Annotated in this window: 12 protein-coding genes and 1 tRNA gene; 6 read left to right on the plus strand and 7 right to left on the minus strand. The window is 52.1% G+C overall.

The window, feature by feature from the left end; genetic code table 11:
- Positions 1–23: 23 nt before the first annotated feature.
- Positions 24–992 (minus strand): YbgA family protein, encoded by a 969-nt coding sequence (locus ACPLPM_RS11975; protein ID WP_424357005.1) that lies wholly within the window; start codon positions 990–992, stop codon positions 24–26.
- 355 nt (positions 993–1347) lie between these two features.
- On the opposite strand from ACPLPM_RS11975, the gene ACPLPM_RS11980 reads away from it, so the two are divergent.
- Together ACPLPM_RS11980 and ACPLPM_RS11985 are read left to right on the plus strand one after the other, a co-directional pair.
- Positions 1348–4605 carry a PAS domain S-box protein gene (locus tag ACPLPM_RS11980; protein WP_424357006.1) on the plus strand — a complete coding sequence of 1086 codons (3258 nt, stop codon included), beginning with the start codon at positions 1348–1350 and terminating at the stop codon, positions 4603–4605.
- A gap of 36 nt (positions 4606–4641) precedes the next feature.
- Positions 4642–5028, plus strand: a complete 387-nt coding sequence (locus tag ACPLPM_RS11985; RefSeq protein ID WP_424357007.1) for a toxin-antitoxin system YwqK family antitoxin — start codon at positions 4642–4644, stop codon at positions 5026–5028.
- Between the two features lie 152 nt (positions 5029–5180).
- Here the strand turns inward: ACPLPM_RS11985 and ACPLPM_RS11990 are convergent, their stop codons facing one another.
- Complete coding sequence (locus ACPLPM_RS11990; protein WP_424357008.1) at positions 5181–5777, minus strand: class I SAM-dependent methyltransferase; 597 nt, start codon at positions 5775–5777, stop codon at positions 5181–5183.
- A 33-nt stretch (positions 5778–5810) separates the two neighbouring features.
- A complete protein-coding gene (locus tag ACPLPM_RS11995) occupies positions 5811–6350 on the minus strand; it encodes a flavin reductase family protein (protein ID WP_424357009.1) in 540 nt (179 codons plus the stop codon).
- A gap of 120 nt (positions 6351–6470) precedes the next feature.
- Between ACPLPM_RS11995 and ACPLPM_RS12000 the strand changes: the two genes are divergently transcribed.
- Positions 6471–6782 (plus strand): winged helix-turn-helix transcriptional regulator, encoded by a 312-nt coding sequence (locus tag ACPLPM_RS12000; protein WP_424357010.1) that lies wholly within the window; start codon positions 6471–6473, stop codon positions 6780–6782.
- 71 nt (positions 6783–6853) lie between these two features.
- On the opposite strand, the gene ACPLPM_RS12005 is transcribed toward ACPLPM_RS12000, so the two are convergent.
- A tRNA-Thr gene (locus tag ACPLPM_RS12005) sits at positions 6854–6927 on the minus strand.
- A gap of 478 nt (positions 6928–7405) precedes the next feature.
- Between ACPLPM_RS12005 and ACPLPM_RS12010 the strand changes: the two genes are divergently transcribed.
- Both ACPLPM_RS12010 and ACPLPM_RS12015 read left to right on the plus strand, forming a co-directional pair.
- Positions 7406–8935 carry a DUF2193 domain-containing protein gene (locus ACPLPM_RS12010; protein ID WP_424357011.1) on the plus strand — a complete coding sequence of 510 codons (1530 nt, stop codon included), beginning with the start codon at positions 7406–7408 and terminating at the stop codon, positions 8933–8935.
- Positions 8936–8959: 24 nt separating this feature from the next.
- A complete protein-coding gene (locus ACPLPM_RS12015; protein WP_424357012.1) occupies positions 8960–9751 on the plus strand; it encodes an MIP/aquaporin family protein in 792 nt (263 codons plus the stop codon).
- Positions 9752–10259: 508 nt separating this feature from the next.
- Here ACPLPM_RS12015 and ACPLPM_RS12020 read toward each other — a convergent pair.
- From ACPLPM_RS12020 to ACPLPM_RS12030, 3 genes are all read right to left on the minus strand, one after another.
- Positions 10260–11246 (minus strand): class I SAM-dependent methyltransferase, encoded by a 987-nt coding sequence (locus ACPLPM_RS12020; RefSeq protein WP_424357013.1) that lies wholly within the window; start codon positions 11244–11246, stop codon positions 10260–10262.
- 128 nt (positions 11247–11374) lie between these two features.
- On the minus strand, positions 11375–11965 hold the full coding sequence (locus ACPLPM_RS12025) for a hypothetical protein (protein ID WP_424357014.1): 591 nt from the start codon (positions 11963–11965) through the stop codon (positions 11375–11377).
- A gap of 135 nt (positions 11966–12100) precedes the next feature.
- Positions 12101–13126 (minus strand): hypothetical protein, encoded by a 1026-nt coding sequence (locus tag ACPLPM_RS12030; RefSeq protein ID WP_424357015.1) that lies wholly within the window; start codon positions 13124–13126, stop codon positions 12101–12103.
- A 191-nt stretch (positions 13127–13317) separates the two neighbouring features.
- On the opposite strand from ACPLPM_RS12030, the gene ACPLPM_RS12035 reads away from it, so the two are divergent.
- Positions 13318–14268, plus strand: a complete 951-nt coding sequence (locus tag ACPLPM_RS12035) for a DUF7343 domain-containing protein (protein WP_424357016.1) — start codon at positions 13318–13320, stop codon at positions 14266–14268.
- The last annotated feature ends 7 nt before the right edge of the window (positions 14269–14275 follow it).

Genomic DNA, 14275 nt, shown 5'->3' on the forward strand with positions numbered 1-14275 from the left:
CCACGAAGCCTGTTCCCGGTTATTCAGGGGATGCTCATCGCTTTCTGGTAATCCCTGTCCCGGTCATCATCGGCGTCCGGGACAAGCTCAGGCGGATAAGGTGCGAACAGCGTCTGATCAACGATCTGCCAGTCAGACATCCTGACGGCGAACAGCTCGAGCGTTTCCAGCAGCACATCCCGGCTGACCTTGTTTTTCTGGAACTTAGTGATCAGTTCATAGAACCATCCTGTTTCTCTGGAAGATAACTGGTTCTCGTATCTCTTGTAGATGAGCTCTGCCATACTGGCGATACCGCTGGCCTTCCGGGGATTAGCCAGCAGACGCCTCAGTTCGTCGAAGTATGCCAGCGGATTACCCATCGCCAGTGCCCTGCCGAGCTTTGCCTCTCCATCCATATTGTAGCTGGCGAACAGGTACTTGTTACACTCGTGGAAATCCTTCAGCGCGCCCGGGTCTCCAGTTTCTGCCGCCTCTCTGAAGCCGGCGAAAATAAAGATCTTCGTGAGGAATTCGTCCCGGATTTTCCGGTTCAGTATCCGCTTGTCGTCTTCGATTGGATAGCCCCAGTAATGGCGTAGTATCTTTTGGGCAAAGATGCCGCTGGTACGGCCAACTACTCCTGCGCCCACGGGATGATCGTACACCTTGATGTTATAAAAGCCGATAGTCGGGGAGCCGGACTTGAAAAGAAAGCCGTCCAGAGGCGGCAGCGAAGCTATGAACCGGTCTGCGAACGCGTCCACCTGGTCGGTGACGTCCCGCCCGGTCCGGGGCTGTATCAGGCGCTCTCTGCCCCCTACGTTGACGATCCGCAGCGCATCCCGGGGCACGCCCAGGCCGACCTCGCATTCGGGGCAAACCTTGATGAAGTCGACAAAGGGCATCAGCTCTTTCACGACCAGACACGGTACTGTTCTCCCGTCGTACCGCACTTTCTCGAATTCGAGACAGGCGCTGACCAGCAGCCTTGGCCTCGGAAATCTCCGCATACAAAATCATCAGTGCTCGTTTCTATATGGTTAAAGCACTGTAAACACGGCTCAGGACGTATTAAATAGTCTTGCGCAGTGTTATTTCTAATATTAAGTACTTACTCTGCAGTAATCCAAAAATATTTAGTTTATCCAGTATCATTCGTAGCTATACAAGAAATTGATGCGCGGGAAATTTGGGTATTCACGGAGGTTTTGCCGGTTATACTCACCGTTCAAACTATATTGCAACTGGAGTGGGGAGCTCAAAAACGATCAGCAGGCCGCCGGAAATGAAGAGGATAACGCCAGACATGAGACAGAGCACTACTGGTGAAGTAATGGCGGGTAAACAAACATAAGCTGGGTGTTTATGAAACTTTTTGTGAAGACGCTGATGATCATATGCGTAACGATCATAGCCTTGACAGCTGTCACATATTTCTTCTCTCAAAATTTATTGGTACAGAGCAGTATTGTATCTGATGATGCCAGCGCCAAAGCCAGCATGTCGCTGGCAAGAAGCATGATTAACGAAAGCACCGAGGAACTCGGTTTTTTGGTAAAAAGCTACTCGATCTGGGATGATACCTACGAGTTTATGGGAGATAGTGAAGAAACTGCCCGGATAGACTATATAAACGTTAACATGAACTTGACCGCCCTGCAGACCGAGGATACAGACCTCAGAGTATTGATCGATGACAGGGGCAAGATAAAATATGGCACTATATATTATAACGAAAGTGGGACTACCGGCAATGTGCCTGCGGACATCGATGCTTATCTGCGACCTGACAGCGAGCTGATCTTCCCCGCTGATGCCGATAGTTCAGATATTGTCAGCGGAACTATTGTACTCGATAATCAATCGTACCTGATTTCAGCGGCGCCCATTTTTCCCACCAACGCGAGCGGTCCTGCACGCGGGACACTGCTGTTCGGGAAACGAGTGGATCAGGACATGATCGATCAGCTGAAGATTAGCACAAATATTGATCTCGCCATCGCCAGCTTCGGAAAGGACCTCCCCCCGGAAGATTTTCTTGATGCTGGAAAAGTAATAAACTCGACAGCCGGTACGGCGATCTTAGAGCGTAATGACAGCTGGCTGGGAGCATATAGCCTGATTGAGGACATCAACGGTGCCCCGGCGTTCATGATCCGGACACAGGTCCACCGTACCATGTACCACCAGGCCCGGGAGGCCAGCATCGGCTTAGTTATTTTACAGGCAGGCGCTTCCCTGTTCATTTGCACCGCCATACTCATCCTCCTCGATCGTACGGTGCTCCGCCGGCTGAACAAAATGGGCCGGGAACTGCTCCAGATCGGCAAGAAGGGTGAAATTAATACCAGCATACCCCTTGAGGGAAACGACGAGCTCCAGGCCCTCGCAGCGAATATCAACGATATGCTCGGGTCGCTCCGAGATTCCCAGCAGCAGTTGCTAAAGAGCGAAAGCAAATACCGATCGCTCTTTGATAACATGCCGGGAGGCTGTGCCTATATCAAGATATTGCGCAGTGCCGACAGCGAGCCGATCGATTTTGTCATTCGGGATTTGAATGACCGGGTAGAAGAGATCCTGGGCAAGCCTAAGATCGAGTTGATCGGCAAAAAGTTCAGAGAGGTTACCAGAATCCGGGTAGACGGGATGTTCAAGGAACTCGGAGACCACACCCGGGATCTGACAAACAGCACAGGCTTTACCTGGGACGTATATGACGAAATGCATGATAAGTGGCTCAACATCAAGCTCTTCCCGGCAGACGCAGACAACTACGTGCTGATTTTCGACGATATCACCGAGCGGAAGCGCAGGGAGTACGCCCAGAGAGAGAACGAAAAGCGCATCGCCTCGCTCGCTGACGAAATGGGATATATTGTCTGGCGGCTCGACGACAAAGGAACTATTCAGTCCGTAGACCACGCCGGCTCGAAAAGCATTGGATATGAGCCTGACAGCCTGACTGGCCAGTTTATCTTCGATTACATGCACCCGGACGATCGGCTGGCGACGATGATCGCCTGCGGTAGAGTGATCAGCAGCGGCAAGGAGAGCGAACGAGAGTTCAGGCTGCGGTGCCTGAATGGGGAGTACCGCTGGATGCAGGCAGTCATCAGCCCGGCCTGGGACGCTAAGGGTAATGCCACGGGGACCACGATCCAGGGGAGGGATATCACCGAAAAGAAAAGATCTCAGGAATTGCTCCGGGAGAGCGAAGAAAAATTCCGCAACGTAGTCGAGCAATCCCTGGAGGGCTTCATGCTGATCGATGAGACCGGCACGATTATCGAGTATAACCGGGCGCTTGAAAAGATTTACGGGTATCCCCCCGAAGAGGTCGTCGGTAAAAAGCTGTGGGAAAACGTGTACCAGATGCTGCCAGAGGAGGCCGCCAAAAACGTCACCCTGGACATTATGCGAAAAGGCATTGAAAAGATGTTGAAGACTGGTAAGATACCCGCCAGTAAGAAAGGACACCGCGAGATCAGGATCAGGTGTAAAGACGGTACCTGCCGGTACATCCACAGCATCGATTTTCCGATCAGCACTACCAGGGGTTTCATGATCGGCAACATGATCAGGGACGTAACAGAATGGAAGCTGGCCGAGGATGCTCTCCGGGCAAACGAAGCCGATCTGGCGCTGGCGCAGAGCATTGCTCACCTGGGTAGCTGCCACATAGACACCGAGTCTAATCGCATCAATATTTCGGAAGAGTTCTCCAGGATCTTCGGTCTCGACCCGAAGAAGGGCGAGGGATCTTATGATAAGTTCATCGAAATCGTCCACCCGGAGGATCGGGCAGCGATCGAACAGCTCGACGGTATGCTGTTCCAGCAGGGAGGGACGGCAAGTACGGAGTTCAAAATCGTACGGCCGGACGGGACCTTACGCACGATCTACTGCGTGAGCAGGGTAACGAAAAACGAAAAAGGACAGCCTACCCAGTTCTTCCGGATAGTCCAGGACATCACTGAGCGTAAGAACGCCGAAGCAAGGGTCCTCGCATCGCTGAAGGAAAAGGAGATCCTCCTGAAGGAGATCCACCACCGGGTGAAGAATAACCTGCAGATCATTTCCAGCCTGCTCAGCCTCCAGTCGAGCTACCTAAAGGATAATGAAATGGTTCACGTATTCAACGAGAGCCGGGACAGAGTCCGCTCGATGGCGTTCATCCACGAAATGCTGTACAAGTCCCAGGACTTTAACAGGATCGAATTCTTAAAATACGCCGCAACCCTTACTGGTAGCCTGTTTGCATCTTATAACCAGCACCAGGGCAGAGTAACATACCGGATCGAGGGCGAGAATGCCGACCTGACCATTGAAGAAGGTGTCCCTTGCGGCCTGATCATCAACGAGCTAATCTCTAACTCGCTCAAGTATGCCTTCCCTGGCGACAGCAGGGGCGAGATCGTCATCGATATCCGGCAGGAAAAGAAAAATTTCACTTTGACAGTTTCCGACAACGGAGTAGGCCTGCCCCCAGACTTTGACCTGTCTAAGTCGAACACCCTGGGACTGCAGCTGGTAACCATGCTGGTCGATCAGCTGGAAGGTACACTCCAGATCGACCGGGGCTCCGGTACGAAATATACTATAAAGTTTACAAGAAAGTAAAATATATGGGTAAAAATGCTGACAATAAGCTAGATCATGAAAAAAGATAATGCAGCCCAGCCACCAGAAACCGGACCCTGGAAAGAGTACTTCGCCGATGGTACTGTAGCCATCGAAGGACAGTATGCCGACGGCAAAAAGACCGGAACGTGGAAGTATTATTATCTGCGCAACGGTCAAGTGAAAGCGACGGGCAAGTTTGTGGACGACGAGTTCTCCGGGCCCTGGCAGTGGTACCGGGAAAACGGCGAGCTGATGCAGACCGGCGAATTCGACAGAAACGTTAAAACCGGGGAGTGGAAACGGTATCACCCAAACGGTCAGCTGTGGGATGTGGGATCGTATGCTAACGGCAAGAAAACCGGGGAATGGAAGGTATACGATCAGGATGGGACACTGAAGAGCATAAAGAAACACAAATGAATAAGATCGTGTAAATTATTATTTGTAGAACTCAATATCCTTTGGAAAATTTTAATATCCATTTGCATGACCGGGCAAGATTGTCCGGATCCTGGGGCTGACCAGATTTAGGTAGATGAATAATGCGGTGACAAAGGCGGGCTGTGCAGTTCCTACTTTTTTGCGAGTATCAGGTAGAACCTGTCGGAAAAGTCCTCAACAGATACTATGTTGAAGTTTGCTTCCTCGATGAGCTGCGACGCCTCTTTTTCGCTGAGTCTATTTCCTGGACGGGATCCGCCATCCTTCCCCGCGTTCTTCCCGTCGAGATCGGCAAGAACTCCGCCAGGCTTAAGCATCCGCCAGGCATTGTCCAGCACTTTCTCCGGCTCGGTGAAGTCGTGGAGGCTTATGCCGAAGAACACAATGTCAGCACAGCCTTCGCAGGCCACAGTCTGCCCGGCATCGCCTCGCAGTGCATTTATGTTCAGGCCAGCATCCGAGGCCTTTAGACTTAGCAGGTCGAGCGCCTCTGCGTCGATGTCAATACCGTAGACACGGCCCTCCGGCCCGGCAATGCGGGCGGCCGGAAGGGCAAAAAAGCCCTGGCCGCAGCCGACATCCACGAGGGTCATTCCAGGCTTCAGGCCGATCTTAGGTAAAATGACGTGGGGATCCATCATTTTTCTCCGGTCGCTGTCGCATATACCCTTGTATCCTGGTCCATGCCCTTCTTTATGCTTATGCCCGCAGTGTTTATGTTCGTGCATTGCTGATGCTCCAGTGGCCATGACAGGGAATTTTTACATACCCCATTTTACTATTAGTTCCTTGCCGATAGATCTGAAATTGTATCCTTCTTCGTGCAGCAGCGGATCGATTTTTTCCAGTCCACCCTCTTCTGCCTGAGCGTGAACAATTTTTCCGACCATAAGCACATGTGATCCGCCGAATTCGAGGAACGTGGTAACTTTGCACTCTAACGACGCAGTCGATTGTTTTATTCTGGGGACCTGGACTTCTTTTGAGTTCTCGATCTGCAGGCCATTTTTTTCCCAGAGCTTATCTCCGGGTTGATGGGGCAGGCAGCAGTTGATTGCTCGTTGACCAATACTTGTTGGGATAACGCAAATTGCAAATTCTCCGCTTCTTTTGGCATTTATATAAGTTTGTTTTTCCTTGCTGCCGATGGCTACCCCTACCATGGGCGGATTGTAGCTGAGAGGATAAATCCACGAATATGGGGAGGAGTTTAGTTCGCCTCTGGCATCTAAAGTGTTTACTAAGACAGTCAATCGTGGGGAAATGAGACTAACTGCTTTTGAAACTGGTATCTCGATCATAAGCTCACCTGTTAGGTCTGTTCCATTGCTTACGATAATTTAATAACCTTTAACTACTTATATACCCCAGAAGTACAATGGTAACATTGTTTCCAAAAAGTATGTATTGAGAGATATCGCATGAAAGACGAAAATAATTCCAGATGCGGCATGGATAAGGCCCTGAAGATAATTGGCTACAAATGGAACCTGGTTATAATATGGTCCCTTAAGGATAAGACACTAAGATATACCGAACTCCAGAAGAGCCTGGGCGATGTCAATTCAAAGACCATCACGAAACACCTCAGAATGCTCGAGGAAGGTAACATCGTCACAAGATCAGTCTATCCGGAAGTCCCGCCGCGCGTCGAATATTCGCTAACCCAGTATGGCCGGGCGTTTCTGCCCATCTTCGAGGAAATTCACGAGTGGGGCGACACATTACCTTAAAACAATAGCCTTGAGCAACTGGAATTTAAGGGGATAAGGCTAAAATAATCATAATTAGTTTTGATGAAAAGAGCCGCCGGAGGGAGTTGAACCCTCGACCTGCTGATTACGAATCAGCCGCTATGCCGGGCTAAGCCACGGCGGCATTTGCATGAAAGCATACCTTAAATGTAAAACCCGGTATTTAAAATTTGCGACTCTGCGAACCGAATTCCAGCAGCTTACAGACAGATTCCAACGGCTTCCGGAGTATGCCGATATGTCAGATATCTGAGAGGGTACAGACGCCGAGACAATTTTCTACCCGAGATATTAGATTTCAATTTTTAAAAAATTCAGCCCTCCCAAACCTCCTAACCTCCCCGACCTCCCAGCTTGAAAGTCCTCTCAGACCTCCTCATACCTCCTCCCCCTCAACCTCTCGTTACCTCCCGGACCCGTTAGTTTCGGTAGCATTGAAATATAACTTGCAGCCGCTTGTCAATTTATTTGAGTAGTTTTTGAAGCAACTACGTGAGCAAGTATATAAACACCAAGCCCTATTATATAATTATATTCAGTAGCCGATAATCTCCGGGCATCAACCCGCAGGCTGACTGAGCTTAGTATCCAGGTGATTCATCATGGCAAAGCAGATTATTAAAGCCAAACAGACCGAGAAAACGGTCGACCAGAAGCTGTTCAGTAAAATGGTAGACGAGGCGATCGCTGCCCAGAACGCGGACGTCTCAGCCATTAAGGCCCATCGTGGAGGCAAGTTTGAGATCGCTCACGCGAAGCCCTATGTAGAGGCAGTCAACGCGATGAAGCCGGCCGGCTCCCAGAGCAAAGAGGTCTTTGCGCTGCACGTGGACTCGGTGAACGCCCACTACGACATCCTGAAAAAGATGGCAAAGACAGTAAGGCCGGAGGACGACCCGATGGTGGAGCACTACCAGACTCCGCCCATTATGGAGATCCTGTACGAGGAAGACCCTGCCTTCAGGAAGTCCGCGGACAAGTTCATCAAGGCGATCGGCAAGGCCGAGGCCCTGATCAGCCGGGAATCCATCCGCCGCTACGGAGGGTTCTACGGCCCGACGTGCGTGGTGGACTTCGCATTTGTGCCGGGCAGCACGAGCAATGTGGTGAATGAGATACTCAAGACTGTGGACATCCCAGTGGAGCACAAGCGGGCTATTCTCAGCGCCAAATCCTGGGGCATGAATACCTCCTACGGCATCGGCGGCCGGTTCCAGGCTGCCATCGAGGCCGGTAAGACCGCGGCCGAAGCGGCGAAGGAAGAGGTCAAGATGCTCCAGCTCGTCTACGATCAGCCGGCGGAAGCCCAGGCGATCCTCATGGATGAGGCGGGAGTCACGTCATTTGACATCCGCAAGTACATGAAGGACTACAAAGCCAGAATGAAGCCCACGGTCAAGGCGGCGATGGACGCCGGCGTGTTCTACGGCAACATCCTGACAGTACCCGCCTATTGTGTCGGAGACATTGCGCACCACATCTCCCAGTCCATGTTCAACATGACCAAGGACGACGTGGTCATGGGTATTATTGAGGCGGTATCGGGTGTCATGGAGAGCTCACTCAACCAGGCTAAAGGCAAGTTCAAGGACGAGTACGCAGTACTTAGCCTGGCCACCGGCTCCACGGCGGCAGCCACTGCAAAGATACTCGGGATGGACGGGTTTACCGCCACGATGGTCACCGATCTTCTGACGAAGAGGTTCCACAACTACGTGCTGAACAACCCCGGCAGGGGCGGTGCAGCAGAGTTGCACAACGTAGACTTCATGGACATGATCGCCAGAGGCGAGCGCATTATCGACCATCGGCCCCGCGGCTCCGGCTGCACGGTTGGCGGCCTCGCTGTGGACCTCAGCCCGATCGAGCGGACCGAGGCAGTGATGAACCCGCAGTGGTACACGTACCCCGCCTGTGCCATAACGGTAAGATTCTCGGCGCTCATGAGGCTGGCCGACTTCCCGTGCCTGCTCACCAGCGAGCCCGTGACGGCCACGCTCATGACCAACATCATCGCCCTGCACCCTGAAAGGCCTAATTCGCCGGCCAGGACGTGCAAGTTCTGCGCGGCCAACCAGATCGACTACAAATGCGGGTACTGTAACTGGAAAGAGGCAGTTGAGGGGGCTTAAGCCCCCATTAGAGGTATGATTCTTATGGTAGAATTTAGCTTGTTCAAACGCTCTCTCGCAGAGCTTATCGGTACATACGTCCTGGTCTTTCTGGGCACCGGGGCGGTGGCCACCGCAGTATTACTTCTGCAGGGCCAGGCGCTGATCCCTGGTAACGAGTTTAATGTCGGCCTGGACATCGCAGCCTGGCTGGCGATCGGCCTGGCCTTCGGCTTGGCGATCACAGCGATGATCTACGTCTTTGGGCACATCTCAGGTACGCACATCAATCCCGCAGTTAGCATTGCCCTCTGGGCCACAAAGCGGCTGCCTACAAAAGACCTGATCGCCTACATGATTGCACAGTTCACTGGCGCAGCACTGGCATCTTTCTCCGTCTACCTCATCTGGGGCGCCCGTTCGCTGGCCACCGGCCTGGGAGCTACATCCATGTTCGCAGGCGTCAGCTACTGGCAGGCTATCCTGTGCGAGGCTGTGGCCACATTCTTCCTGATGCTGGCGATCATGGGCACAGCGGTTGACAAACGCTCACCCCATGGCTGGGCTGGCCTCATCATCGGCCTGGTCGTCGCTATGGACATAGTAGTGATCGGTAACATCACCGGCTCTTCGCTCAACCCGGCGCGTACCTTCGGCCCATACCTGGCGGACTTCCTGCTGGGAGGCGCTAACCTATGGTGGCAGTTCCCGATCTACATTGTAGGACCAGTAGCCGGAGCATTGGCGGCAGCTGTACTGTATGGCTACATCAGCACGGCAGATGCCGAAAAAGCGGAGAAAGCAACAATAGACAGTCCGGGCGCTAAGCACGTGTAAACGCGTGTTCAGCCCCAGTTTTCTCTTTTTCTCAACCCTGACCGATATGCTTGTGAATGCTAAACCCGGTATCGGAAGTTCCTGATTGCTCGTTTGGCGTGAGACAGTAACACGAACGCTGCGCTATGCTTGATACTGATACTCGGATAGCATGAAAGGCGTTATCTCTGTACACGTGAACGATGACGATCGCTGCGCTGTGCCAGGATCACAGATTGTTACAGATTACGCGGATTGCACAGATGCTAATTGATAATAAAAATGGAATGGCCCGCAGCATTTATTTTATCTAATATAATCGTCTGTGCAATCTGTCGAATCTGTAACAATCTGTGATCTGGCACAGCGCAGCGATCGTGTTGCTGTCTCACTGAATCCGAGCAATCTGGTACGCATAGCGCAGCGCTCGTCTTGCTGTCGCACGTCATATAAGCAATCTGAAACGCACAGCGCAGCGTTCGTGTACATTCACGGGCTGATACAGATATGGATGGATTTAACCAGCTGTTCAGGCCTCGAAGTTCTCCTGTTTACCTGTGATTCTTATATCCAGCACGATGTTGTACTCGTGCGGCGAGTACGATCGCACGATACGCTTGTTGACTATCTCGATCAGGCACCCGCTCTTACCGGCTTTATCCCGGATCATCGAGATCACGGAATCGAAGATCTCGTTTTCCGGCCGGATGTCGTAGTAGTGGATGATTCCGCCGGTCCTGACGAGCTCGAACGCTTTGTCTAAAAACTCGTGCGCAGAATGAGGTAAATTCATGATCGCCCGGTCGGCCTGCTGGGGGAGCTTGATCTCCCGGACGTCGGCGCAGACAGCCTCGATGTTGGTGATGTGGTTGATCTGGATGTTTCTCTTCATGTACTCCACGGCATGCGGATTTTTATCTACCGCTACCACGTACATGGCCCTCTTTGCGATGGGGATGGCGAACGGCCCGATGCCGGCGAACATGTCGACGACCAGTTCCAGGTCGGTGATCTGGTCGAAGATGCGCTTGCGCTCGGTTGAAAGCCTGGGGCTGAAATAGACTTTGGCGATGTCCATCTCGTAGGTGAAGCCGTGCTCTTTATAGGTCGTCGTGGTGCGCTCTTCCCCGCAGAGCACTTTGAATTCCCTTACCCTGAACTCGCCGGTGACGCCGGTGGTCGGCTCCAGCACGGTCTTGACGTTCTTGTGCACCGCCATGATCGCTTCGCCCACGCTCCGGTCGTAGCTCTGGGCAGTAACTACGATGTCGCCGATGATCTCGTACGAGGGGGCGAACCCGATCAGGTCTTCGACGGTCTTGCGCTTCTCGGTTTCCTCGAACTCGCAGCTCGAGAGCGATAGTCCTGGCACAACCGTTCGCAGGATCGCATCTGAAACGTCAGGCACTACCGGGAGATAGAGAAACTGATGATCAGAGCGGATCTTAAAGCCCCCGTCCAGCAGCTCAGCTTCCATGAGCGCCCTCCGGGTCTTTTCGCCTTCCTGTTTCGGCACGATAACGCATGGGTGTCGGACTGTCACAGGTTTTAATGGTAGCTCTATCGTATTTAATCCATCGATAGCTTTAATTGTCGATGAGAAAAGAAAGTAAAGAAAGGATGGTCGCCCATACTGGGCGAGCTTCACTTGGACTTGAGCAGGCGCTTCAGTGTGACCTGTACAGGCTTTTCAGGCATGTCGCCCGAAGATCCCCCAGAGTTTGGATTCTGCTGCGGGCTTTCGAGTACCTGCACGGTGAAGGTGTCGGCGGCACTTCTGGTCATGGTCTGGCCAAGCATGCTTGCTTCGGCGTCTGCGTTACACTTCAGCTTGTAAGTTCCCGGCTCCGCGTCAGAGGGGACTGTGATCTTGCCGCTGCCGGACTTCGTGTAGGTCTTGCCGTTCTCCATCAGCATCGGGTCCACCGTCGTAGTCTGTCTGGCAGAGGCGATCTCGCTGCCACCCTCGAGCAGGCGAAGATAAGTAGTGACATAGATGGGTGGCGACCTGATTTTTATGCCGCTGTAGGTAAGCGTGGCAATTGCGTCGACAGTGATCTCCTGGCCGGGCTGTACCTCGATTACGCTGGTTGCCGGATCGTCTATCGGGCTGCTGCCTTTCAGCTTGTAATCACCTGTGATAGAAGGCATGCTTAAAGCAACTGATTGAGCCGATGACGAGATGATGAGGACCAGTGCAAGTAGTAATACTATAGAACATACCCTTAGTCTCATAAGCGCATAGTTATTTTTGATTGTTATAAATTTGACTGATATAAATTACTAATTATAATTTACCAATCTGTAATTATAGCGAATAAATACGAAAGTATTGGTTTAGAGTCGTATACTGTAAAATAGGTTGCTTAGCTACTGGCTGTCAAGCAATATACGGTAGATTTCCTTAAGGTCTGCATAGGCCAGAGTCAGCTGCTTTTCAGCCTGTTGCAGCTCACCGAATCCTGCGTCGAAGTGCTGATCAGCATCGGCTGCGGAGGTGATGCGGTCAAAGCTCGCTTTTGCAGCACCGGAGTGCTGCGCTGCAGTATCTACATGAGCATCATAATCAGCGAGGAGCTGGTTCAGTTTTAAAGACTCGTTTGCATCAGTGTCGGCCGTTGCGATTTTTTGTCCGGCAAGTGCAGACACATCGCGGGCAGTAGCGATTTTCCTGTCGATGTCGTCGCAGGTAAGCAAGCCTGCGTCTCTCTTCAGGTCCGCCCGGAGTAGTTCGGTTTGCCTGTCGATGTCTGTAGCCATACCCTGAACAGTGCCACCATCAGATGTTGCCTGGAGGTCCCGGCCCATCTGCCTGTACCAGGCCATGTTTTCGTTCGCGTCCCCGATCAGGAGCGCTTTGTCGCCATCTGAGAGCCTGCTGTGGTTCACCATCTTTACGTAGATGTCAAGCTGAGTGAGGGCTACTTTGATCTTCCCGTCGGCCGCAGCTTTATCAGCCCGGGCTTTTTCTGCCTGCTGCTTCCCGTCGCCCGCAGGCACGGCACTAACTATTGCCGGAGCTGTTACTGTAGTGTTTTCACCGGGGCCGGATTTTACAGGCTTGTGAAGGTTGCCAATTTTGATCTTGCCGCTGTTTCCGGCGGTGCTGATCGGAGGAACCGGAGTGATCGTAGGAGTGGCTGCCGTCGAACTATTATTAGACTGAGTATCGGCGTCAGACTTTTTATCAGAGGAATTACCTGAGCCCTTATTTTCATTTGAAGCAGGCTTCTCTGATGCTGCCGGGCCATCGTCAGATTTCTTATCGTCGGCCTTGTCGCTGGCATTTGAGTCGTTCTTGTTATTGCCGCCTTTATCGGCGAAGACAGGGGCAGCCATGCCAGCCAGTAAAATAGTCAACATTATCGCAAGCGTCAGCATCTTACGGGTCATCATGCGAACCATATCCCGGCAAATTTTTTCCAGTCATATACCTTATTATCCAACGTATATATAATCATTCTACTTCAGTTGGCACCTCATGTAAAAGTGGCATAATTTGACCCATCTGGCTTCATAAAACTTTATCCGGGGCTTATTCACATTGAAAAAAAGTATTTATGCGTTTACGCTTATATGTCAAATGTATGTCGAGGGTTGGTATAGGCGCAGCTTCAGCCAGGATTTTTTACCTGCTTACCATCTGTGCCACCCTTGGTTTGCTTGCCCTGCCGGCTGTCGCAATCGCCAGTTCCACGGTTCATGGGGAGGTATATGACTGGGCTACGTTTGACACGATGAATAACGCGGTCGTAGAAGTTTATTCGATGCCTGGTCAGACTTTTATCGAGCGTACGGTAGTAAAAACCGGCAACTACAGCTTTGACCTTCCCGCAGGTAACTACCTGATCTATGCAAAAGCAGGTACACCCGGCACTATCAGCGAGCTGTTAGTGACAGAAAACATCACGGTAACAGATAGCGGCGACTATACGATCGATCTTATCCTGTTTCCGCCGACAGGCCTGGAGTATCTGGAGGCGCTGAACGAGTCGGATATGAACTCGACCTCTTCCGGCCAGGTTGTCCAGCCGTCGGCTTCACCGCAGCCCGGCCCGACAGATAGCCTCCTGTACCCGGGAATAATCGCAGCCATTATTGTTGTGGCGGCTCTTGTCGGAGGCGCTTACCTGTACTCATCAAGGGCAAGGAAGAATCCGACTCAGGAGGCCATCGTGGCCCCGGGTGCGCCGCAGGCTGCCATGAAACAGGAAAAAATACCTCCCCGGGAAGAGGCCGCCGAGGAGGTAGATCTGCCAGAGGAAACCCACGTGCTGGAGACCCACCAGCAATTGCAGGGTGGACATATCTACGATCCGTTGCTCCCTCCCGACTGCCGGGACGTCATTGTGATCCTGGAGAAAAATGGCGGCCGCATAACTCAGCTGGACCTGAGGAAGCTTTTGCCGTATTCCGAGGCTAAAGTGAGCCTGATTGTCTCGGACCTGGAAAACAGAGGCCTTATCAAGAAGATCAAGAAAGGCAGAGGAAATGTCCTCATCCTTAACAGGCCCGGGGAACATCCCCCGGAAAAATGATATATAG

The sequence above is a fragment of the Methanocella sp. MCL-LM genome (assembly GCF_049676595.1).
GTDB lineage: Archaea > Halobacteriota > Methanocellia > Methanocellales > Methanocellaceae > Methanocella_A.

Excerpts from the sequence above, each read along its gene's own strand:
- ACPLPM_RS12035 (WP_424357016.1), top strand. The coding sequence starts at position 13,318 with ATGTCGAGGGTTGGTATAGGCGCAGCTTCAGCCAGGATTTTTTACCTG.
- ACPLPM_RS12010 (WP_424357011.1), top strand. The coding sequence starts at position 7,406 with ATGGCAAAGCAGATTATTAAAGCCAAACAGACCGAGAAAACGGTCGAC.
- ACPLPM_RS11990 (WP_424357008.1), bottom strand. The coding sequence starts at position 5,777 with ATGCACGAACATAAACACTGCGGGCATAAGCATAAAGAAGGGCATGGA.
- ACPLPM_RS11995 (WP_424357009.1), bottom strand. The coding sequence starts at position 6,350 with ATGATCGAGATACCAGTTTCAAAAGCAGTTAGTCTCATTTCCCCACGA.
- ACPLPM_RS12000 (WP_424357010.1), top strand. The coding sequence starts at position 6,471 with ATGAAAGACGAAAATAATTCCAGATGCGGCATGGATAAGGCCCTGAAG.
- ACPLPM_RS12030 (WP_424357015.1), bottom strand. The coding sequence starts at position 13,126 with ATGATGACCCGTAAGATGCTGACGCTTGCGATAATGTTGACTATTTTA.
- ACPLPM_RS11985 (WP_424357007.1), top strand. The coding sequence starts at position 4,642 with ATGAAAAAAGATAATGCAGCCCAGCCACCAGAAACCGGACCCTGGAAA.
- ACPLPM_RS12015 (WP_424357012.1), top strand. The coding sequence starts at position 8,960 with ATGGTAGAATTTAGCTTGTTCAAACGCTCTCTCGCAGAGCTTATCGGT.
- ACPLPM_RS11980 (WP_424357006.1), top strand. The coding sequence starts at position 1,348 with ATGAAACTTTTTGTGAAGACGCTGATGATCATATGCGTAACGATCATA.
- ACPLPM_RS12025 (WP_424357014.1), bottom strand. The coding sequence starts at position 11,965 with ATGAGACTAAGGGTATGTTCTATAGTATTACTACTTGCACTGGTCCTC.
- ACPLPM_RS11975 (WP_424357005.1), bottom strand. The coding sequence starts at position 992 with ATGCGGAGATTTCCGAGGCCAAGGCTGCTGGTCAGCGCCTGTCTCGAA.